Source organism: Haloterrigena salina JCM 13891 (assembly GCF_000337495.1).
Lineage (GTDB): Archaea > Halobacteriota > Halobacteria > Halobacteriales > Natrialbaceae > Haloterrigena > Haloterrigena salina.
Genome location: NZ_AOIS01000047.1, coordinates 36,890 through 58,709 on the forward strand (window position 1 = coordinate 36,890; position 21,820 = coordinate 58,709).

Genomic DNA, 21,820 nt, shown 5'->3' on the forward strand with positions numbered 1-21,820 from the left:
CTAGCACCGCGGACAGCTCGACTCCCAAGAAGCTGCGCTGAGCGTTTCGCGGGCGACCTTGACGACCCTTTCCGAGCGCATCCAGCCAGACGACGCCGAGAACCTCGGCGCGAAACTCCCCGACGAACTCGACCGGTTCCTCGAGGCGGTCGACGACGTCGAGCGGTTCGACTTCGACGAGTTCGTCGACCGCGTCGCCGAGAGCGAGGAGATCGGCGAGGACGACCAGGCCGACGCCGCCTTCCACGCGCGGGTCGTGACGGACGTCGTCGCGGAGGCGGTCACCAGCGGGGAACTCGAGGATATCGAGCGGCAGTTGTCCGAGGAGAGGGCTCCGATCAGCTGTTCGAAATCGCCGAAGAAGCGGAGCGTCCCGCGTAGCGGAGCGACCCGAATCGACTGCCGGGCCCGTCGTTACCTCGTTCCCGGTTCGAACGACTCGAGCAGCGCGGACGCCTCGCGGACCCCCTCTTCGAAGACGGCGTGGTCCGGTGCCGAGACGCGATCTGCGTAGGGGTCCCAGTCGACGGCCCGAATCTCGGCGAGTCGGGGAAGCGTCGCGTGAGCGAGCCCGGCCGCGACCGCGTCGGCGGAGTCGTCCGTGTGAGACGAGACGGCGCGGGCGAGCTCGTCGACCGAGCGCGCCTGGCCGTCCCACTCGTGGTAGAGGATTGCGAGGGTAAGTCGGACGCGTTCGGTTCGGAGAACGTCGAGGACCGTTTCCGCCGTCGAGGGGACGGCCGCGACGGCGGCGACGCCCGGATCCCGTCTCGGCGTCGGCGACTCGAGGGGGTCCTTCGAGTCGGGGGCGTCGTCGGACGCGTCGCGCCTCGGAGTCTCGGAAGTCTCGAACGTCTCGGGAACGGAATCGTCGTCTGTCGTGGGTTCGGGCGGCTCCACGGGACGCGCGGGAGCGGCGGTTCGACCCTCGGGGCTGGTGTCGTTCCAGATGGCGGGTGACGCTCCTGCCTCCGCCTCCGACTCCGAAGGAGTCGCCGCGCTGACCGTCTGCGATGCTTCGGCGTCAGCCCCCGTCCCGGCGGTCGGCGACGCATCGGAATCCGCCGTCGCACCGTCGGTCGACCGATCGGTCGTCGGAACGGTATCGGTCGTCGTCGACTCGAGCGCGGTCGTCACGGTGGCGACAGCGGCCGCCGTCGGCCGTTCCATCGTCGGGTGGATCGATGACTCGGTCGTCGCCGGCGACTGCGCGATGGCCTCGTCCGACTCGGCCGTCGCCGACGACTCAGTCGCTGCTGCGCGAGCGGAGGTAGAAACGCTCGAGGCGATCGAATCGGACGACGCGATGCCCAGCGGCTCCCGAACGGCGGTGGCGAAGCCGGTCGCGCCGCCGACGGCGGCCAGCGTCGTCATCAGCGAGAGCGGATCGCGGATCGCGCCGCCCTCGAGGGCCACGTACACCGTCAGCCAGGCGGCGAGCCCGCAGGCGACGACGATCCCGATCGACACCCGGGTCACGGCTCGCCAGCGGATATCCGACGAGACGTTCCGGCTGGCCAGCCAGTAGCCGCCGGTGGCCAGCCCGGTCGGAACGAGCAACGAGACGAACAGTTCGAACGCGACGGCCGGCTGCGAGACCGGCGTCTCGAGCGTCCGGACGATCCCGGCGACCGCCAGCGCGAGCCCCATGGCGACGATCGCGGCGGTCGATTCACCCCAATCCACTCGGTCGAATCGAGCGGGGGTAGCAGAACGCATACCTCCCCGTTTCAGGGATGGTTATATAAAACGAATTGTCGACTCAGAGTTCGATAGCCAGCATCACCTCGTCGACGTAGTGGCCGTTGAGCTTGTAGTGGTCCTCGCGGATCGCTTCGACCTCCCAGTCGTGTGCTTCGAGGAAGGCGACGGCGTCGTCGTTGCTCGAGGGGACGCTCTGGTAGACCCGCTCGTAGCCCCGAGAGACGGCCCACTCGAGGCCACGCGAGAGGAGGTGCGAACCGAGCCCGTGGCCGCGGTACTCCTCTAAGACGCCGACGGTGAGCTCGGCGGTGTGGGATAACTTCTCCAACTCAGGCGCGTGGAGGTGGACCCAACCGACGACGTCCTGGTCGACGGTCGCGACGAAGAACATCCGGGACTCGAGTTCGTTGTGCCGGAGCAGGGCCTCCTCGTGGTCGATCTCGTCGGCGACGCTCTCGGCCTCGATGTAGGTCTTCTCCTCGGCGACCTGCCGGATCGCGCCGACGATCCCCGAGAGGTCTTCCTGTCTGGCCGGCCGGACGTGGAACTCGAGGTCGTCGGCGACGTACTCCTCCTCGGCGCCGGCGTCGAGAACCACCCGGAGCGTTCCGTCCACCGCCTCGAGGCGCCCGTCGCGTTTGAGGATCGCGACGTGGTGGCGGAAGCCGCTGGGGTCGATGCGCAGCTCCGACCGGGCGTCGTCCGGATCGACCGCCCCGTGGCGCTCGACGTACTCGTAGATCCGTCTCCGGTCGTCGTGGCCGAACTCCAGTGGTTGGGAGGATACCATGGCAGATGCTGCCACACAACAGTACTTAACCCTTGCCGAGCGGCAGCTGCCGGCTGCGAACGCGGGACGGAGACGACGCGGCGTCGCGCCGAACTTAATGGACCCACAGGTGAATCCGGATCGACTTCCTCGGCTGGTTCGTCTCACCGGTTGCGTGAGATGACTGTCGACCCGAACCGGGTCGAGCGAACAGGTGGCATCTCACGTCTCCCCCCATGATCGGTACGGATGTGGTCGTCGCCGCCCCCGCCCTCGCCCTCGCGGTAGTCGTCGGACTGGCGGTCCACGAGTGGACCCACGCCCTCGTCTTGCGACTCGCCGGGATCGATCACACGGTCTCCTACCTCCCCGGTCGAACCGACGGCATCATCGGCCTGCTGACGTGTTGTCCGTGGGCCGTCGTCGAGCCCCGGCCGACCGGTCGCGAACCGGCGGTCCACCTTCGCGCCGCGGCGCTGGCGCCCGTCCTCCTCGCCGTTCCCGTCTTCGCAGCCGGGTTCGGGGGCGCCATTCCGGCCGACTCGCCGATCGCGATGGCCGTCGCGATCGGCTGGCTCGCCTGCTCGGTTCCCAGCCCGCAGGATTTCTCGGTCGTCTTCTACGCCCACCGCGTCCTCGAGACCGAGATCGCCGCCGATCCGAACGCGACGGCGCTCGGCTCCCGCGCCGACTGACGGTCGTCGACTTCGTCGGGCGCCGCCGCGTTCTCGGTCGTTTCCTTCCTCTTTCCGCCGTCGCAAGATCCAGATCTCCGGTAGCGAGAAGCTGCCGCAGCTGTCTAGGACGCGATCAGTTCCGAATACCAGTGGATCGCCGTTACGGCGGCGACCGCCAGGAGGACGACCGACGAGGTAGCGAGCCACGGAATCGACAGCAGGCCGCCGGCCGTCGCGACCACGAGCAGCGCACACCCGCCCACCGTTCCCGCGTACCGACGCGGCCACGGATCGGTCGATTCCGATTCGAGATCCGAGAGGTACGGATCGAACTGGGCGGCCATCGGCGTCGACTCGACGATCCCCCGGTCCTTGTCGTAGTCGACGATCCCACGCGTGTCGAGTTTCGGCAGGTGCGACTGGTAGAGGGAGATGTAGACCCGCTGGCGCTGGTCGGAACTCAGGTTCTCGACGGTCGTCTCGTGTTCGTCGGCGGCGATCCGCTCGGCGAGGTCACGAAGCGTCATCGGCTCGCCCGCGCGTCGGAGATATCGGAGCACGTGGCGCCGACGACTGGTCTGGAGGATGTGGAAGATATCGTCCGGCTCGAGTTCCGACTGTTCGTCGTTCGGTTCGGCTCCGTGCGAGGAGTGTCCCGCGTCGGTGCACCCGCTTCGGGACGCAGTGTCCGCCATCGTCGATAGGAGACGTGTCGACGGGGTCGGTTAATAACTTGGTCGTTCCGGCCAATGACCGTCTCACGGCTCGTAGTTCTCGTGCGTCCGCGTGCGGAATCGGGAGAAAATGTGAAAGACGGTCACACAGCCACGAGTGACCGCTGTGATTGAGCACGAGTGATCCACCGGCGCGCGTATCGCACTCGGTAGCCCGTTGCGGAGTCGGCATCGCGCCGACACGCTACGTTTCGTTCCGTCCAATAATAAAGCTGTCCCTCGAGACATATTCGACGACATCTCAGATATTAGTGGACATATGGATCCAAAGTAGGCCGATATCCCGATCACCCGGTATACTTCGAGTGGTGGGGAGAGAACGGTGATCGTCCGTTCGGCTCGCGTCTCGAATCGGCCCGGCAAGGCGAACTCGACGACTACGGATCGATCGCGGTCGGCCTCAGTCCGCCGGTCAACTCCGCGTTGACGAGCGCGGCGTGACACCGGCGGAGTCGTTCCGACAGCGCCTGGTGTGAGACGTCGAGTTCCGCCGCGAGTTCCTTGAGCGTGATCCGACGCGGAACCTCGAAGTAGCCGAGTTCGTGGGCCGCCCGGATCGTCTCGTACTGGGTCTCGGTGAGCGGCGTTCCGGCGCTCGCCAGATCGTCGATCCCCGTCAGACGGGTCACGTCGACCCCGAAGTCGTACTGGTCGAACAGCGAGTAACACGTCGACAGCGAGTCCCGATCGTGGAAGAGCAACGTCACCGACCACGAACCGGCGTTCCCGCTAGCCTCGAGGATCGCCCCGTCGTTCTCCGCGACGATCCGTTCGAAGAGTTTGAACCGATCGCCGAAGGCGAGGCGGAACAGCCACCGCTCGCGGTCGGCGGCCGCGTCGGTACTCGACCGATCGGTCGTCGTCTCGTCGGTCACGCTCGCGATCACGTCGACCGAGGGATCGGTTTCGAGCGCCGCCCGGACGGTCTCTCGATCCGGGCCGGAGAGCCAGACCAGCGGCGGCGCGTCACCGATCATCCCGCCGATCTGGTACTCGAGTTCCGGTACTCGTTCGAACGACCGAGCGGCCGCGAGACGGTCGGCCGGGATGTCGAGTTCGACGACCGTCGTCATTACCGTCACCAACCACAACGGGGCATAGACTCGTTGGGTTTCCGGTAGCCTTTCCCGCCACCAATATTTCGTGACAGTCAGGGAAAATTGAATGGAGGTGAATCGCGATCAGCCGGATGAGACTATCGCAGTTCCCGTCGTCGATTGCACTTTCTGAAGGCATCGAAAAACTATAATATTAGTGGCCGGTAATAGTCATCTGACCAACGCGTCGAGCTTGGTCGACAGGGAATGCAGGCCGGCTTGTGCCACGTTTTCTTGGGGATCTCGTTCGCCAAGCACCGCTTGTAGTCGATACCATCGCTCGTTCCGGTGGTCCGGCGTCGCCGTCGAGAGACGCGGCCGACGACCGTCGCGGTCACCGGTTCGTCAGGCGCTGGGGCTGGCCGACCCCGTCGATCGGCGACCGCCGACGATGCTGCCGGCGGCCAGCAACGCGACGAGGACGCCGGCGATGACGTTACTCCAGAGGAGCCGATCGACGCTCACCTCGAGCACGAAGGGGGCGGCCACCACCCAGAGCGCGAGGAGGACGACGATCGCCGGCGCGGCGATACTCGGGAGCCGCCCGCCGTCGGGCCAGCCCGCGGTGTAGGCTGCGAAGAAGGCGATCGCTGCCCCGAAGACGGCGTTGTTGGCGACGATCAGTCCGGTTCCGGTCAGCACGACCCCCGACCAGAGGATCCAGGCGCCGATCGCGGCTGCCAGTCCGACCAGTCGTTCCGGCAGCGGCGACCGGGCGTCGGTCGTTCGGCTGGTGCTCATGCGCGTTCGTACGCGCGCCACTGGTCTAAATGATACCCACGCATTATGCCACTCGGCGACGAGCGCGGTGATTCGTGGCGGTCGGTCGATTCGATGGAACCGGGACCGACGGACTGGCGTCCAGCGCCTCGAGTCCGGTCTCGAGGCCGCTGTACCGACTGCAGCAGTCCGCTCTGGATTCGCTCTCCTCCAGACTGCTCCGAGTCGGATACAGACGCCGGTCAGGAATCGTCGGAGCGCGTGACTGTGCGGATTTCGGTGCCGGGGAACGATCGTTCGAAGGTCGTCGCCGCGGACTCGATCGCGCGACGGACGGGTTCCGTCGGCCGAGACGACTGTCAGCGGACGGCACCCTCGTTGTTTTATCGTCCGGCGCGAACTATGCTCTATGACCAGCGGCAACGACGGCATCGAGGACGTAATCGACATCTTACTCGTCGAGCCGAATCCGGGTGACACCCGGCTGTTCACGGAGAACTTCAGGGACGCGAAGCTCATGAACACCGTCCACGCCGTCTCCGACGGCGACGCCGCCCTCGATTTTCTCCACCAGCGCGGCGAGTATGCCGACGCGTCTCCGCCCGACATCATCCTGCTGGAGCCACAGCTTCCCGGTACTAGCGGCATGGACGTCCTCGCCGAACTGGAGGGCGACCCGATCCTCTCCGACATTCCCGTCGCCGTGCTCACGAGTTCGGAGATGGGCGAAGCGATCGTCCAGTCCCACGGCCTCGAGGCGGACTTCTACGTTCGAAAGCCGGTCGAGTCGGCGGACTTCGTCTCGTTCGTCGCCGAGATCGAGGAGTTCTGGTTTGCGATCGTCCGCGAGCCGTCGGAGACGTGATTCCTTTCGGGAGCCGCGACGTCGATTGATACGGTCTCGCGACGGGGATGTGACCCGGCGTCGACGGACGGGAACACGGACCGAGTGTCAGGGAGATTTATGACTGTTAGCCGCTGACGTGGTCGAAATCGGCCGGCAATCCTTCTCGGGGCCAACACCGTTTTTACCGTTGGGCAGCTAGCATCGGTGATGAACTCCACCGTGACGGACACCAGCCGACCGCCCGATAGCAAAACCCTGCTGTTTTGTTTCGAGTGCGGCCACGAGAGCGCAGTCGACGGCGACTGGGAGCTCGAGCAACGCGACGGCCGCGAACACTACAGCTGTCCCGAGTGCGGGACGACGATCACCGCTCGCCCGGCGGACGAGGCGCCGGCCACGGACTCGAGCGGCTCCCGGTCGTACTGCGCCGGCGACTGATCGCTGATCGGCCGGCGGTCAGTTTGCGGCGTACCGTCTCGAAACGGATTCTTCGATTCTCTGGGGACAGGACTGAGTGGCTGTTTGTGTGCTGTCTCGGATTAGCGAGTTTGTACATTGTTCGCTTGTCCACCTCGAGGTTTCAAGCACCGGCGACGAAGGCGGGTGAGCTGGCACGATGACAGATTCGAGAACGGAACGCCTGTCGAGAGCAAGCGCACGATGCTCGAGCACTCAGACGGCCAGCCGGGAAATTTCAAGGTTTACCGCGAGTACCACGAGAAACTGCGACGAGCGGATGGCTGGTACTGTTTCATCGTCTATCGACCGCATGGGCGGTCAGGCTGCACGATCCTCAAGGACAAGATGGTCAAGGCGGCGAATCTCCCGCTGCCCCGCTGGCACGGCGGTGGCGACCATCGTGGCACCGAACGAGCGAAGATCGCGATCGCCGATATTTTCTGAGCATAGCAGTAGATATAGCGCGGTTTCTTTATCCTAAGTTGTCCGCGAAATACATGTTTGGTACCGTTATTCTACTGATCATCGGACCGATTTCGCTGACAATTCTCAACGCCTTTGCGCAAGCGAAGACGCTTCAAACTCCGTTGGGTAGAGAAATCTTGAACTCAGTGGCTACGGCAATCATACTGATCGAGATTATTGCTCTCCTAGGAGCCGGATTGCTTATCTGGCTCATGTCTAACTTTGCGTAACAGTAGTTAATGGCACGACTCGTGAAACCCATATATAGTATGGTAAATTACCCAAGCGAATAACTCAGATACTTTGGGCTGGGTTAGAAACCAACCCAGCTATCCGTTTTACTTGGATCTTTCCCATCCTCTAACTTTTGCTTCCCCTCCTCGTATCGTTTTATAACTGCTCTCTCCTCTTCAGTAAGGTCAGAGTCATCCAGGGCGTCAAGTACCTCTTCAATATTGTCCTCATCAACCCATTCGTATAGCCATCGGGGGTCTAGGTAGAATACCGGTGTGGTCCAGTTGACTGTCGTCATCGAACTCATTGCATCAATAAACTTAATCAGGTCGAATTCCTCATTGAGGCCCTGATCAACCCATTCCTGTGGGTTTTCCTCGTCGTCCCAGTCTCGCCAACGTTCTAACGGCTTCTTCAACCGTGGGGCTTCAATCAAGCTTCCGCTCTCTGCTGCTTCATGAAGGGATTCCACAACAAGGGCTTTCAACTCATCAATCTCCTCCCTCTCCAAGAGACGTTTATCGGCTGCGACGGCGTCAGCATCTTTCTCTCCATGCTGTCGGAGCAGGAAGTCAACGAAGTAAGACGCTAGGTATGGTGAGTCGCCATACTGAATGCCTTTAGATAAGAGTTCCAAACGGTCCTCTCTATCAAGACGTTCCGCTATATCTTGAATTAGATATAAAATTCGACGAATCTCCTGGTTTTGGTTGACAACAGCTGCACTGATCAGTTCGTCTCCCATAGTGAAGATAGCATTCACAACTGCCTGATGCTCTGGTCCCTGAATTTCAGTTGTTCTATCGCTTAACCTCCTGATGAAGGTATGCGCTTTTGAACTGCCGGCAACGCCTTCTTCCTCCAGCATTTCCTCAATCTTCGCTTCCAGAAACGCCTCCTCGTCCAGCTTCGAGAGGATGGCCCCCATCTCAGTACTGGAAATCTCCCCATCAGGGATGTTCAACCGGAAATATACGGGAATCCGATCCTTATGACAGATCCGCTTATTGATCCGCATCTGGTCCCATTCCTCGAATGCTGAATGTTGATTCATCAGGTTGTCTTCCACCATCGGAAAAAGCGTCTTAAGAATATTCTCCACTGGTTCACGGTCCGACTCAAGATCACCGAGAATGTCGTCATAGTCGTCCAGATCCTCTGTTCTTCGCACACTCGGTTTCCGGTGTCCGACAAATCGTTCTGGCAACGATTTGATTTCGGCATAGACCTCCTCATGGAATATCCGAAGGGCTTCTAAGCCGACTAAGTCAGTGAAGTTTACCTCATCCCCGACGGAGGCAGCCATCACATCAACCGTATTTGCGAGTCTGATCACCTCACGGGGCGTATCCAATAACGGGAGAACTCCAGTTCCCAGTAATGTCTGCCATCGATCTGTATCGACAACGTGGTCTCCGGGGGTTTCTGCTAACTGATCGAGAAGAAGGGATTCCAACGACCCCGCTTTCTGTTTAGGGATATGTAGTGGAAGTTGGACGATTTTCTGGAGGTAGCGTTTCCCGTCTCTAAAGTTCGCTTCCTCCCGAAGCGCGTTGACGACTATTTCTTGTTCAAAAGCAAGAACATAAACTACATTAGGGAAATCTGCAATACTCTTGATAAGCTGAAACATCAACGTGATTTCGCTCGGAGTGAGGCGGTCAATATCGTCAATTATGACGACGATCTGACCGTCTAATGTCTCTAACTCTTCATGGACAGTGTCCTTTAATTCATCAATGCTCTCACCTTCCTACTGGAGTAGTTGGTGAAGTGCAGCAAATCCCTGTCCAGCAGGCACGCCAGTCATCGCACCAAACGGCACCTTCGAGAGTGCCGAAGAAAGGTCGGCAAGATTAGACCGGATATCTGGGTATCCCTCCTCAGATTCTAACTGCGCTCCCATCTCCATCAGGAACTTTTCGACTAAGTCACCTCTACCGGAGAACCACCACGGATTGAATCGAACAACCGCCGGTGCAGAATCAGTGTTCTCCAGTTCGTTTTCGATAAAATTTAGGATTGTGCTTTTCCCTGACCCCCACGGCCCGTACACGCCGATCGTATATCCATCAGTGGGGGCTCTAGATGTGATTGTATCCGCTAAATCTTCAGCAAAATTGGAGTACCCTAAGCGGTCGTTTTCTACTGATTCAAGCGGTTGGTCCTCCCGTAGTTCTGGCCCATTCGCATCCGACATAGTACCAGAATCTGTCCGTCTTCCTCTTAGTAGTACTTGATGAGATGAAATCTCATAGACGGATACAGTTGACAGACAAGTTTCCCCGAGTTCGTCATAGGGACTCTCTGCAGGCCTTCTCCACGCCACCACATGCTCAGTCCTATCTCTACGTAACGAACTATCAGGATCAGGTTCTGACTCAAAACTGACTAAAGAACCGTATTACCACCCACTATTCCATCTCTCCTTTCGTCGATACTGATACTGAGGTTTCGATGTCGAAGTTGACTGCTTGAGTCGAGTGCGTCTCGGCGATCACCCGGCGCTGCTCGCGGGTGAGGTCATCACGCTCGAGAACGACCCGGGCTGCGGAAACGAGCGAGTCGATATCTTCGCAGGCGAACGCGACCGCGTTGCTCCGATTACAGTTGTAGAATCAAGCAGCTTTCTGAATCGCGTCGAATCGCCATTCGTTCCCGTCGTCTGTCCGGATCCGGAATCGAAACGTCGATCCCGGTAGCGGACCCGCAGGTCAGACGCCGGTAGGTATCGCAGTCGGGACAGCGGCCGACGCGGTCGCTGTTATCGTCGTAAACGCGGCCGAACCGGTCCGTAACGTGGATGCCGCAATGCTCACACGTCGGCGAATTGCCGGTCGACGACCACGGGGCAATCGTCACGCGGCCCACCCCGTGTTCGAAGTGTATCGAGAACTCGAGAGAGGTCGCTCTTCGGCTTTTATTTCACCACATTATAGAGGGATTTGAACCCCAATACGCCGAGAGAAGCGCCATAATCCCCGAATATGGCACTCTCGCCGGTAATCCGACTCTGATACTCGAACGGTGCGCGGTGGAACTCCCCAGAGGGTCATCATCGGCAGGTTGATCCGGTGGTCAGGTCACGTTTTGCGGTTCACATCGAGACCAATGACACCGAACGTAACTCCGAAGCAAGCAGTAGAGGACTTCCTCGCAGAACGTGAGGGAGAAGTCAGCAAAGCCAGCCATCGAAACTATAAATACGCACTCAAGGAGCTACTACGGTTCTGCGAGAACCAAGGCATTGAGGAGGTCGGAGAGATCCATGGCTACCACCTGAAACAGTATAAGCTCCGACGACGAGGACAGGGAATCAAGGAGGTCACGCTGAAGAACAACCTTTCGACCCTCCGGGTGTTCCTCCGCTGGTGCGAGCAAGCGGAACTTCTCGAGCGTGGGACTGCTGAACTCGTCCAACTCCCGAAGCTCGATGAAGATGATCGAGTTAGCGACGATACGTTGTCGCAGGATCGAGTAGAGGATATTCTGGACTACTTCTACAAGTTCGAATACGCCCAGCGACGACACGCGATCTTCCAGCTCATATGGCATACTTGCCTCCGCATGGGTACGGTCGTTGCCATCGATCTCGAGGACTACCTTTCTTCCCGGAAGCAGATTAAGATCCGTCATCGACCGGAGACTGGTACTCCGCTGAAGAATGGCATTGAGGCGCAGCGCAAGATCAACATCAGTGACTCAATGCAGGAAGTCCTTGATGACTACATCGAAGGACACCGGCATAATATCGTCGAGGAAAGTGGCCGAGAGCCGCTTTTCACCACCCGAAATCAGCGGGTCTCCCGAACCGCATTACGGAAAAATACGTACGGAATCACTCGACCATGCAAAGTCCACGGTGGTTGTCCACATAATCGAACCATTGAGGAGTGTGACGCCGCTGTGAGGAAGAAGGATTCGTCGAAATGCCCATCCTCAATGAGTCCTCATCCACTCCGACGTGCGGCTATCACGTATCATTTGAACCAAGAGTGGCCGAATGAGAAGTTGAGTGAACGGGCGAATGTAACTGTAGATGTTCTTGAAGATCACTACGATACACGACAAGAAGATGAAAAGGCAGTAACCAGGAAACAATATCTCGACAATCTCTGAATCACACGTATATTAGATCAGTGATGGACCTACGTGTTGAGTAGAGAGGCTACAGTCACCATCTATCCCATGTCGTTTATCAATTCACATCTTCATTTTCTTCGTTCCCATACTCCTTCTCCTCCATTTTCTGTTCACGGCGTTTCAACGCGTTCTGAACACGGGATTGCTCTTTTTCTTTTAGCTCCATAGTAGCCGGATACTGTGGTTTTTCTGAGTTAAAGTAGTGTTGTAGGAATGTTATAAACCTGAACGATGGAATCGATTGGATTGCGTTACCTGCCTCTCCTGTAACCCATTGATGAGTAATATGGGACGCACCAGGCCCATCTCTTAGTTTCATAATCCACTCATCCATGCGGTCAATACTATCTTTACATTCGCTGGGTAGTTCAGTATAAATTGGCTCTGCTACCTCGTGCACGCGTTCTCGTAGACGCCACAGCCGATTACCTTGATGAACAATTTCTGTGGGGTCTACCTCCTTTTTTTGAGCTTCTACAGCTGCATTTCCGGCCTCTCGGAATTGTTCCTTATCCAACTCAGCAATTTGGGCAAGAAGGTTGATGAGTTCTTGATACCGATCCTGCTGGTTTCGGTAAGAGACAAACAAGTGGGCTATAAACGCCCCAAAAAAGGCAACGAGAATCCCTGAGATGAATCCCCACGGCACAGCATTGAGAATGTTGGAAATAAATCCCCAAGGCATAGTATTAGTGTGTTGTTGTCAGCCGTCAAAATATTTGCCCTACTGCCAGATTAGCGCCGTGTATTCAGCAAATCATGATCGAAACCTTGGACTATTGTCAAGTAGTATGTGCTGAATACAGAGCGTGTATGCAGTCGGTGGCCATAGATTGGAAGATAGCAGGTGGAGTAACACTGTGAATTGACTCTACAATGATCAATAAGCCCGAGGAAGATTAGTACAGAGAACGGCAACGCCGACGGCTACCCGCCAATAAGAAAGTCAAAACGGAGGAAGACGGATAGCAACAGAATTAGGAGTACGAGAATTCCCGCGAAGCGGAGTACGACCGCCGCCTGTCGCCGGTTCTTGGGGAGGGACTCGGCAATTCCGGACAGCGCAGTTCCGACGATAAGGAATAGTACCCACAAGACATCTCCAACGTCGCCGACACTCCAAGCATACACGAATATGCACAAGAAGGTGAGGGACAAGCCAAACTGGATGAGTGAGTTGGGACGGCCTTGTGGCTCGTCGAACAGAACGTCGCTGATATAGGGGACCATAAGCGATGCATTCCTGCTAAAGATATAAAGTGATGACTCAATGTGATTCCAGTGGAACGTCCTCTCCCGTGCTACGCGATTCCACTGCAGGAACTGGGAGGTAACATACTGCGAGATTCGCGCGTTGTATTCAGCAGATGGCAACAAACATTATATCTTTCCGAAAGAAGTTCGTGACTTAGCTTGTGCGGATCAACTCATTGAGGGCGGGATTATCACTTTCACTCCCATACCTGAAAGAGAACTGCCAGACGGAGCTGCCAACCGTAACCTGCGCGACTGAAATATCAGACCTGACGCAGAGGTTCAGTTATAAGGAACCCCACTCTGTCTATGGGTTATGAATAGTCGTTGAGGAAGTGGGGTCGGAGGGATTTGAACCCCCGATCGACTGATATCTCCGGTGCGCCTCGGAACTCCAGAGGGTCATCACACGGACACTGATCAGGTGCCCGATCAGTATATCAGTCTGGAGTTTCGTCCCGGGCGCGTTGCCTCTGGAGTCAGTCGCCATGCCGGGCTTGGCCACGACCCCTCGCTCTCCAGTTGGGCTATCCTGCCTAAAGTGGTTTCGATTCCGAACCGTCCTACAGCCACGGGGCCCGACCTTCGGTGTCGGTCGTATCGTCGCCCGGATACGTTCCCGCGTCGGCGTCGTCGGACTCCTCGACCGGTTCGACGTCCAGTTCCACGCTCCCGTCGGCGTCGCCGCCGTCGGTGACCGGATCGACACTCATCGCGGGACCGTCGTCCGCCGCGTCGCTCGAGTCGCGCTCGAGCGGCAGGTCGATCGCGAAGACCCCGGCGACGATCAGGGCGGCCAGCGGGGCCTGTCCGAAGGCCATCCCGAGCAGGGACAACGGGAGCAGGCCGAGCGCGACCGCGCTGCCGAAGCGGAAGCGGTCGATGTCCATGTAGTCGCGCAGGTAGGGCGCGCCGAGCGCGATCATCAGCGCGAAGGCGACGCCGATGGCCGCCGCGAGGGTCGCGTTCGCGACGAGCGCGGGGTCGTTCATCACGGTGAACGTGGCCCCGCTGGGGTCGACGCTGGCGACCAGCCCCAGCCCGATGATGACGATCGGGTTGGGCAGGTACTCGCCGATCGTCGCGCTGGCGGTCTTGGCCGCGATGGCGGCGATGACCAGCGCGGCGAAGCGTTCGAAGATGGCGATGTCGATCAGGCTCTCGAACGACGGCGCCAGCGCCGCCTGCACGGCCGACAGCAGTATCAGCGGGATGCCGACCAGCAGGACGATAGCCGCCTGTTCGCGGGGCGTACCGGACATCTCCGCGAGGATCACCGCGACGGTAGCGCTGCCACCGAAGATCAGTAGGCCGACCTGAACGGCCCCTAGCGGGTCGTTCAGGGCGCCCGCGAGGATCAGCGCGGGGAAGACGCCGTCGATCAGCGGCAGCATCATCACGAGCGCCAGCAGGCGCGCGTCACCGCCGATGATGCGCTCGAGACTGAGTGCGACCGGGTGTCGTGACGTACTCATCGGTCAGGGCTGGTGGCCATGACCCGAGGCCGGTGGGTAATAGGGAGGACGATCCCGGACGGACTGGCGGGCGAGCCACCAATTCGTGGGATTCGGACCGCGGCCTCGCGCTGTGAGTTTCCCTGTAAAGTTCCCGAACTGGAATTTGGCGGCGTCGCTTTCGACGCTCGTCCGACCAGCGGTTCGGGGGGCACTGAAACTCACAGCGATCATACCCGAACGGACGACTGGACTCTCAATAAACGTTGTGTGGGACGTGGTCTCACAACCCGACGTATTCCAGACACTAGGGACCAGATTCGCGAAAAAATGTACATTGTTGCGGACCGCGGAAACGACCCTCGACCGGCGTTCGGACGACTTCCTTCGCCTCGAGTGCGGTCGGCTCCCGAACGACGGCCGGGCCGGAACCGCGCCGGCTCGTAATCGACCGCGTCGGCCGCGTCCGCCCTCGAGAGCCCCGGTACTCCTTGTCATCCGACGCTAACTCGCAACGTTTTTCCGCGACGGGGCCGGACGATTTACATGGCGAACGACATTCCTGAGCACGAGCCCTATTCTGCAAAGCTGGACGTACCGGAAGCGCTGACGTTCGACGACGTGCTCCTTCGACCGAAGGAGAGCCGCGTCGAACCCGACGACGCCGACCTCACCTCGAACGTCTCGAAGAACGTCGAGGTGTCGGTGCCGATCCTCTCGGCCGCGATGGACACCGTCACCGAGAGCGACATGGCCATCGCGATGGCCCGCCACGGCGGTCTCGGCGTGCTCCACCGGAACATGAACATCGACGAGATGGTCGAGGAGATCGAGCGCGTCAAGAGCGCCGACGAACTCATCATTCCCCGCGAAGAGGTCGTCACCGCAGACCCCGAGATGACGGTCCGCGAGGTCGACGAGCGGATGGCCCACCGCGGCGTCGGCGGCGCCCCGGTCGTCAACACCAACGGCGAAGTGCTGGGGATCATCTCGAGTACGGACATCCGACCCCACCTCGAGGTCAACGAGGACGACCCGGTCACCGAAGCGATGACCGACGAGGTCATTACGGCCCACGAGGACATCGACGCCCGCGACGCGTTCGACCTGATGTACGAGCACAAAATCGAGCGCGTGCCGGTCGTCGACGACGAGAACCTCCTCGTGGGGCTCGTCACGATGCAGGGTATCCTCCAGCGCCGCGAGTACCAGGAGGCTGTTCGCGACGAGGACGGTCGCCTCCGCTGTGGCGTCGCCGTCAGCCCGTTCGAGCGGGATCGAGCCGAGGCCGCCGACGAGGCCGGCGCCGACGTCCTCTTCATCGACACCGCCCACGCCCACAACCTGAACGTCATCGACGGCGCCCGCGAGATCAAGGAGTCCGTCGACGCGGACGTCGTGGTCGGCAACGTCGGTACCCGCGAGGCCGCCGAGGACCTCGTCGACTTCGCTGACGGCATCAAGGTCGGCATCGGGCCGGGCTCGATCTGTACGACCCGCATCGTCTCGGGATCGGGGATGCCCCAGATCACGGCCGTCGCGCAGGTCGCAGACGTCGCGGCCCAGAACGACGTCCCCGTGATCGCTGACGGCGGCATCCGCTACTCGGGCGACGCGATCAAGGCGGTCGCCGCCGGCGCGGACGCGGTCATGCTCGGCTCCTACTTCGCCGGCACCGACGAGGCCCCCGGCCGCGTGGTCACGATGAACGGCAAGAAGTACAAGCAGTACCGCGGTATGGGATCGGTCGGTGCCATGAAGTCCGGCGACAGCGACCGCTACCTCAAGGAAGAGCCCGACGAGGACGACGAGTACGTCCCCGAGGGCGTCGAGGCCGCGACGCCGTACAAGGGCACGCTCAAGTCCGAACTCCACCAGCTCGCGGGCGGCATGCAGTCGGGCATGGGCTACGTCGGCGCGGAGACGATCCCCGAGTTCAAGGAGCGCAGCGAGTTCGTCCGCGTCTCCTCGGCCGGCCAGGCCGAGAGCCACGCCCACGACGTCGTCATCACCGACGAGGCGCCGAACTACTCGCCCGACAGCGAGTAACGTCGCCAGTCCCCGACGAAACGCCGGTCGAGACCGCCGTCTCGAGCGCATCCGACGCCGCTCGCTCGCCGACTTAGACCAGTTCAGTCCGCCGGATCTTGCCGGTCGTCGTGGTCGGCAGTTCGTCGACGAACTCGATTTCGCGCGGATACTCGTACTCGGCTAACTTCTCGCGGACGCGGTTGCGAATCTCGTCCCGCAGTTCGTCCGAACCCGTCTCCCCCGAGACCGGCTGGACGACCGCCTTGATGATCTCTCCGCGGGTCTCGTCAGGGACGCCGACGACGCCGACCTGTTCGACCGCCTCGTGTGCGAGGATCGTCTCCTCGACCTCCCGCGGGGCGACCCGGTAGCCGCTCGTGATGATGAGGTCGTCGTCCCGCGAAGTGAACCACAGATACCCCTCTTCGTCGCGTTCGGCCAGATCGCTGGTCAGGTGCCAGGCGTCGCTCTCCGGGCCGTCCTCGAGCGTCACCCGCTCGGTCTTCTCCGGCTCGTTCCAGTATTCCTCGAAAATCACGGGGTCGTCGCCGCGGTGGACCGCGATCTCGCCGATATCGCCCTGCTCGACTCGCTCGCCCGTCTCCGGATCGAGGACGGCGACGTCGTGGCCCGGCACCGGCTTCCCCATGCTGCCCGGCTTCGCGGGGAACCACTCCCGGCAGTTCGTCACGAGCAGGTTCGCCTCCGTCTGGCCGTAGAGTTCGTTGACGGCCACGCCCGCGAGTTCCGCGTCGGCCCACTCGAGGATCTCGCGAGTCAGCGGTTCGCCGCCCGAGCAGATCGCTTCGAGCGAGAGGTCGTACCGCTCGGTCGGGTTGTCGACGCCCATCAGCATGCGAATCGCCGTCGGCGGGACGAACGCGTTCGTCACGTCGAACTCGGCCATGATCTCGTAGGCCCGCTCGGGGTCGAACGACCCCATCGGGTAGCCGACGACGGGCCGTCCGTAGTGCCAGGCGGGGAAGACGAGGTCGCCGAGCGCGCCGATCCAGGCCCAGTCGGCGGGCGTCCAGTAGACGCCCTCACGGACGTCGCGCTCGAAGTACATCTGAAACGCCGGACAGTGGCCGATCCAGACGCCGTGGGTGTGGAGCACGCCCTTCGGCTCGCCGGTACTTCCGCTGGTGTACATGATGATCGCGGGGGTGTCGACGTCGGTGTCGGCGCGGTCGAACGCCGTTTCACCCCAGTCGACGGCCTCGTCGAACCGTTCGACGGTTACGTCCTCGAGCGCTGCCTCATTCGCACCTCCGGCAACCGATTTTCCCCCGTCGACGACGAACACGTACTCGAGGGCAGGGCAGTCGGGCGCGACCTCGCGCACCGTCGGCCACTGGCTCGCGTCGACGACGGCGACGCGGGCCTCGCTGTCAGTCAGCCGATAGCGGAGCGCGTCGTCGCCGAACAGCACCGATAGCGGCAGCGAGATCGCGCCCAGTTTCCAGGCGGCCAGATGCGTCAGGACGTTCGCGGGCTTTTGCGGGACGACGACCGCGACTCGGTCTTCGCGCTCGAGACTGCGAGATGCGAGCGCGTTCGCGACGGCGTTCGAACGCTCGTCGAGGTCGTCGAACGTGTACTCCGCGTGCCCGCCGTCGTCGTCGACCTGGTACAGCGCGACCCGCTCGCCGTCATCGTGTTTCCCGACCAGATCCGCGGCCGCGTTGAAGTCGTCCGGCACGTCCCACGCGAACGATTCGGACGCCGCGTCGTACGTCTCGCCCTCGAGCGTGACGGTGTACGCCATATCGTGATGACTGCCCACACACGACAAGAAAGAACTGTCGCCCCGTTCGACTCGCCGGCTGCACGGGTCGCACGGACCACTCGATCGCGGCTCGACGAAAACGACTGAAAATCGCTACGGGTTCAGGTCCGGCGTCGAGAACGCCCCCTCGTCGACGTCGGGGTCGTACTCCTCGAGCGCGGTGCGGACGAGGTTGAAGACGCCCTCCTTCCCCCAGCGGGCCGTGTTGATGTTCAAGTCGTAGAACTCGCGGTCGTCGATGTCGATGTCGTAGTACGACTGGTAGCGACCGGCCTCGCTGACCTCGCGAACCCGCATCTCGGCCTCGGTTTCGACGCGCTCCTCGATGCGCTCTAAGCGGACGTCCTCGGGCGCGTCGAGCCAGATCCGCAGGTCAGCGCGCTCGCCGGCCAGCCAGCCCGCCAGCCGGGACTCGAGGATGAAGGGTTTGTTCGCCATCCCCCACTTCTCGGCGATCTGCTGGAGGCGCTGATCGATCGCGCGGTCGATCTCGTCGGACTCGTCTGCCTTCGCCGTCAGCTGGTTGAGGTTCATGTCCCGATCCTCGGCGAGTTCGCGGAAGACCTCGCCGCCCGAGACGTACGGACAGCCCATCGCGTCGGCGAGTTGCTCGCACAGCGTCGTCGCGCCACAGCCCGGCGGGCCGGAGACGGTGATGAACAGTGTCGTGTCGATCTCGACCGTCGTCGTCGCTCCCGTGGACATGTGTGCCCGCTCTCGGTTCAGGGTGAAAAATAATGCGACTCTCGCGACGGTCGTGAATCCGTCTCACGGCCGAAATCGGGCGGACGGTCAGAAGAGCGACCAGCGCGGCGACTCGACCGCGACCGCGACGCCCTCGAGTCGCGGCTCGTCACCGAGGGCGGCGACGCGATCGCGTTGGGGGTCGGCGTCGCTGGTGCTGACCAGCGTCATCGACCCATCGTAGCGCGTTCCGGCCCGATCGTCCCACTCGATCTCGAGCCTGGCGCGGCGAAACCGCGTCCCCTCGGTCAGGCGGATCGATTCGAGGCGCTCGAGGGGGACCGCGAAGTTCGCCTCGTCGAGGTCGAGGAGTTCCGCGAGCCGGCTGTCGTCGACGAGCGCGCGGTCGCGTTGCCCCATGTCGGCTCGCAGCAGCATCGAGCGGTAGGATTCGCCGACGAAACACCAGACGAGGCGCTCGTCGGTCACCACGAGCTCCCACAACTCGATCGAGTTCGGCCGCTGGCGAAGCCACTGGGTGAGCCGTGCGAGTTCCGTCTCGCCTCGGCCATCGGTCGCAGGTTCCGGATCCGAGTCTCCGTTCGGCTCCGGTTCGGAATCGGGATCGGTGCCGGCCATCATCGTTCGATCAGCGCGTGGAGGTCGCTCGGGACGGTGTGTCGGGTCTGGGTCACCAGCGAGACGCCGACGAACAGGACGATGGCGACGAGCAGCGCGACCGTTCCGACGGGGAACACGTCGGGGAAGACGTAGAACGCCATGATGGTCGACGCCCACCCCTCGAGTCCGGCTACCTCCAGGGCCATCGGAAGCGCGCTGAAGACGATGTTGACGAAGAGGCCACCGAGAACCGCGACGATCGCCCCCTCCTTCGTCGCGCCCTTCCAGTTCAGCCCGAAGACGGCGATGGGGACGAACGCGGCGGCGAAGAAGCCCCAGCCGATCGTTCCGAGAATACCGACGAGCGTGTCCGAGAAGTAGACGACGCCGGTCGAAAGGATCGTCAGCCCGGCCAGCGCGCCCTGCGTGACGCGCAGTTCCGTCCTGTCGTCCTCGATCGGGCGACCGAGCGCTCGCGGGATGTCCCGCGAGGCGGCCGCCGCGCCGATGTTGAGGAACGAGTCGCTGGTGGACATGATCGCCGCCAGCAGCGCCGCGAGGATCAACCCCGCGACGACGCTCGGCGTCTGCTCCAGGACGAACACCGGCCCGACCTCGCTGGCGCTGAACGTCTCCCCGATCTCGCCGGCCTCGACCATCGCGCGCATCGACAGCCCCGCGGAGAAGGCGATCAGGCTCGAGACCGCGTAGGAGATAGCGGCGATGGGGGCGCCCCACTTGAGGATCGTCATGTCGCGGCTCATGTAGAACTTCGTGATTAGGTGGGGCTGGCCGGCCGAGCCGACGGAGAAGAGGATCCACCACGCGACACCGACGAGGACGGCCGTCGTCGCACCGCCCATCGCGCCGAAGGGCGAAATCAGGTTCGGATCCGCGCTCGCCAGGTTCCGCGAGATGTTCTCCATCCCGCCGCCGAACGACAGCGCGTACGCGAAGACGAAGACGGCGCCAGTGATCATGGTGAGCGCCTGCAGGAAGTCCGTCCAGACGCCGGCGATCATCCCGCCGAGCATGCTATAGAGCAGCAGGATGAGGGCCCCGCCGAGCAGCCCCCAGATGACGGGGACGCCGAAGATGGCGCGCATGACGAACTGCAGCGCCGCGAGATTCGTCGCGAGGTAGGCGACGACGCCGACGATCACCGCGAGGCCGGTCAGCCCCCGGACGGTGTCGCTCTCGTAGCGGACGTACATCCCGTCGGCCAGCGTCAGCACGTTGCGGACGTCCGCCAGCAGTCGCATCCGCTTTGCGAGGACGATCCACGTCAGCAGGAACCCGAGCGGCGCGGTGAAGAAGATCCACAGCGCGGTCGTGCCGTACGCGTAGACCAGTTCGGGGCCGCCGACGAAGCCGAAGCCCGACTGGATCACCGAGAACGCGGTCATCGCGAGCACCCACGTCCCGATGCTCTTGCCGGTGATCAGGAAGTCGCTCGTCGACTCGGTCCGCATCCAGCCCCAGACGCCGATCAGGACGACGATGAGCAGGTACGCCGCGCCGAACCCGAGGATGACGGGGTCGTCGGCGACGGGGATCCCCTCCTGGAGGGGCGCGGGTGCGAGCGGACTACTCATCGACCTCACCTCCGTCCGTTACTTCGCCGCCGTCGGCCACTTCGGTGGTTCGGGACGGCTGCTCCGGCGCCAGCGGGAACGACTCGCGGCGCTGGCGTTCGCGGGCCGACTCGACGATGTCGTCGACGATCTCCTCGCCGGCGATGCGGTCGAAGATCAGCGAGTAGTAGATCGCCGCGGTCAGCGGGAGCAGCCAGATGAACCCGAAGTAGATCAGCGTGGCGGTCGGGACGCCGAGGACGTAGCTGTACTCGGTGGTCCCCGGCGCCCACGTCAGCCAGATGCCGGCCAGTCCGATCAGGAAGAACGCCGTTAGCGCTCCGATCAGCGCCGTGTACGGCTCCAGATCGGGATCGCCGGTCCCTCGCTCGATCGTCGCCGAGGCGATCACCGCGAGGATGAGCGCCGCCGCGACGACCGAGAACACCCTGTACAACCCGAGACTCGCCGTTGCCAGTGCACCCAGCGAGAGCACACCGATCGCAGCCATCGTGGTATTTCGTGCCATTGATCCGTGTCACCGTAGTTGCGGTCAACCCTACC

General features: G+C 61.8%; 19 protein-coding genes, 1 tRNA gene and 4 pseudogenes. 7 read left to right on the forward strand and 17 right to left on the reverse strand.

The features are described 5' to 3' along the window. Positions 1-58: 58 nt before the first annotated feature. On the forward strand, positions 59-514 hold the full coding sequence (locus C477_RS13910; protein WP_008895143.1) for a DUF2267 domain-containing protein: 456 nt from the start codon (positions 59-61) through the stop codon (positions 512-514). On the opposite strand, the gene C477_RS13915 is transcribed toward C477_RS13910, so the two are convergent. Both C477_RS13915 and C477_RS13920 read right to left on the reverse strand, forming a co-directional pair. Beyond that, positions 415-1,719: a hypothetical protein gene (locus tag C477_RS13915; RefSeq protein WP_049914545.1), complete on the reverse strand. Its 1,305-nt coding sequence runs from the start codon at positions 1,717-1,719 to the stop codon at positions 415-417. The genes C477_RS13910 and C477_RS13915 overlap by 100 nt on opposite strands. Positions 1,720-1,762: 43 nt before the next feature. Continuing rightward, positions 1,763-2,494, reverse strand: a complete 732-nt coding sequence (locus tag C477_RS13920; protein ID WP_008895145.1) for a GNAT family N-acetyltransferase — start codon at positions 2,492-2,494, stop codon at positions 1,763-1,765. Positions 2,495-2,709: 215 nt separating this feature from the next. On the opposite strand from C477_RS13920, the gene C477_RS13925 reads away from it, so the two are divergent. After that, on the forward strand, positions 2,710-3,168 hold the full coding sequence (locus C477_RS13925; RefSeq protein ID WP_008895146.1) for a hypothetical protein: 459 nt from the start codon (positions 2,710-2,712) through the stop codon (positions 3,166-3,168). A 104-nt stretch (positions 3,169-3,272) separates the two neighbouring features. Here C477_RS13925 and C477_RS13930 read toward each other — a convergent pair whose 3' ends face one another. The 3 genes from C477_RS13930 to C477_RS13940 form a co-directional block, all read right to left on the reverse strand. Beyond that, positions 3,273-3,845, reverse strand: coding sequence for a DUF7344 domain-containing protein (locus C477_RS13930; protein WP_008895147.1), 573 nt, complete (start codon positions 3,843-3,845; stop codon positions 3,273-3,275). A 416-nt stretch (positions 3,846-4,261) separates the two neighbouring features. Further along, positions 4,262-4,957, reverse strand: coding sequence for a helix-turn-helix domain-containing protein (locus tag C477_RS13935; protein WP_008895148.1), 696 nt, complete (start codon positions 4,955-4,957; stop codon positions 4,262-4,264). Positions 4,958-5,326: 369 nt separating this feature from the next. Further along, positions 5,327-5,722 (reverse strand): SPW repeat domain-containing protein, encoded by a 396-nt coding sequence (locus C477_RS13940; protein WP_008895149.1) that lies wholly within the window; start codon positions 5,720-5,722, stop codon positions 5,327-5,329. A gap of 388 nt (positions 5,723-6,110) precedes the next feature. Between C477_RS13940 and C477_RS13945 the strand changes: the two genes are divergently transcribed. The 3 genes and pseudogenes from C477_RS13945 to C477_RS13955 form a co-directional block, all read left to right on the forward strand. Next, a complete protein-coding gene (locus C477_RS13945; RefSeq protein ID WP_008895150.1) occupies positions 6,111-6,566 on the forward strand; it encodes a response regulator in 456 nt (151 codons plus the stop codon). Positions 6,567-6,755: 189 nt separating this feature from the next. Further along, complete coding sequence (locus C477_RS13950) at positions 6,756-6,986, forward strand: hypothetical protein (RefSeq protein WP_008895151.1); 231 nt, start codon at positions 6,756-6,758, stop codon at positions 6,984-6,986. A gap of 162 nt (positions 6,987-7,148) precedes the next feature. Then, positions 7,149-7,451, forward strand: a pseudogene (locus C477_RS13955) (hypothetical protein); the annotation flags it as partial. A 334-nt stretch (positions 7,452-7,785) separates the two neighbouring features. Here the strand turns inward: C477_RS13955 and C477_RS13965 are convergent. From C477_RS13965 to C477_RS25040, 3 pseudogenes are all read right to left on the reverse strand, one after another. Beyond that, positions 7,786-9,906 (reverse strand): annotated as a pseudogene (locus C477_RS13965) (KAP family P-loop NTPase fold protein). A gap of 214 nt (positions 9,907-10,120) precedes the next feature. Next, positions 10,121-10,381, reverse strand: a pseudogene (locus C477_RS24920) (DUF7692 domain-containing protein). A 52-nt stretch (positions 10,382-10,433) separates the two neighbouring features. Next, positions 10,434-10,577, reverse strand: a pseudogene (locus C477_RS25040) (DUF7563 family protein); the annotation flags it as partial. Positions 10,578-10,817: 240 nt separating this feature from the next. On the opposite strand from C477_RS25040, the gene C477_RS22970 reads away from it, so the two are divergent. Beyond that, a complete protein-coding gene (locus C477_RS22970; RefSeq protein ID WP_008895158.1) occupies positions 10,818-11,825 on the forward strand; it encodes a tyrosine-type recombinase/integrase in 1,008 nt (335 codons plus the stop codon). A 79-nt stretch (positions 11,826-11,904) separates the two neighbouring features. Here C477_RS22970 and C477_RS23585 read toward each other — a convergent pair whose 3' ends face one another. From C477_RS23585 to C477_RS14000, 4 genes are all read right to left on the reverse strand, one after another. Further along, the gene (locus tag C477_RS23585) at positions 11,905-12,534 is read right to left on the reverse strand and encodes a hypothetical protein (protein ID WP_152423330.1); all 630 of its coding nucleotides are present in this window, start codon (positions 12,532-12,534) and stop codon (positions 11,905-11,907) included. 242 nt (positions 12,535-12,776) lie between these two features. After that, complete coding sequence (locus C477_RS13990; protein ID WP_008895160.1) at positions 12,777-13,079, reverse strand: hypothetical protein; 303 nt, start codon at positions 13,077-13,079, stop codon at positions 12,777-12,779. 360 nt (positions 13,080-13,439) lie between these two features. Next, positions 13,440-13,614: transfer RNA gene (locus tag C477_RS13995), tRNA-Trp, on the reverse strand. 52 nt (positions 13,615-13,666) lie between these two features. Continuing rightward, the gene (locus C477_RS14000) at positions 13,667-14,578 is read right to left on the reverse strand and encodes a DUF5794 domain-containing protein (protein WP_008895161.1); all 912 of its coding nucleotides are present in this window, start codon (positions 14,576-14,578) and stop codon (positions 13,667-13,669) included. A 525-nt stretch (positions 14,579-15,103) separates the two neighbouring features. On the opposite strand from C477_RS14000, the gene guaB reads away from it, so the two are divergent. Then, positions 15,104-16,606, forward strand: a complete 1,503-nt coding sequence (guaB, locus tag C477_RS14005; RefSeq protein WP_008895162.1) for an IMP dehydrogenase — start codon at positions 15,104-15,106, stop codon at positions 16,604-16,606. A gap of 73 nt (positions 16,607-16,679) precedes the next feature. On the opposite strand, the gene C477_RS14010 is transcribed toward guaB, so the two are convergent. The 5 genes from C477_RS14010 to C477_RS14030 all read right to left on the reverse strand — a co-directional run bounded on the left by C477_RS14010 (position 16,680) and on the right by C477_RS14030 (position 21,785). Beyond that, entirely contained in the window at positions 16,680-18,356 is a 1,677-nt protein-coding gene (locus C477_RS14010) for an acyl-CoA synthetase (protein WP_008895163.1), read from the reverse strand. Positions 18,357-18,470: 114 nt separating this feature from the next. Continuing rightward, positions 18,471-19,082: a (d)CMP kinase gene (gene cmk / locus C477_RS14015; protein WP_008895164.1), complete on the reverse strand. Its 612-nt coding sequence runs from the start codon at positions 19,080-19,082 to the stop codon at positions 18,471-18,473. A gap of 87 nt (positions 19,083-19,169) precedes the next feature. Continuing rightward, positions 19,170-19,703, reverse strand: coding sequence for a hypothetical protein (locus tag C477_RS14020; RefSeq protein ID WP_008895165.1), 534 nt, complete (start codon positions 19,701-19,703; stop codon positions 19,170-19,172). After that, entirely contained in the window at positions 19,700-21,277 is a 1,578-nt protein-coding gene (locus C477_RS14025; protein WP_008895166.1) for a sodium/proline symporter, read from the reverse strand. Before C477_RS14025 ends, C477_RS14020 begins: the two co-directional genes overlap by 4 nt. Further along, positions 21,270-21,785: a hypothetical protein gene (locus C477_RS14030; protein ID WP_049914548.1), complete on the reverse strand. Its 516-nt coding sequence runs from the start codon at positions 21,783-21,785 to the stop codon at positions 21,270-21,272. The genes C477_RS14025 and C477_RS14030 overlap by 8 nt, the downstream gene beginning before the upstream one ends. Between the last annotated feature and the right edge of the window lie 35 nt (positions 21,786-21,820).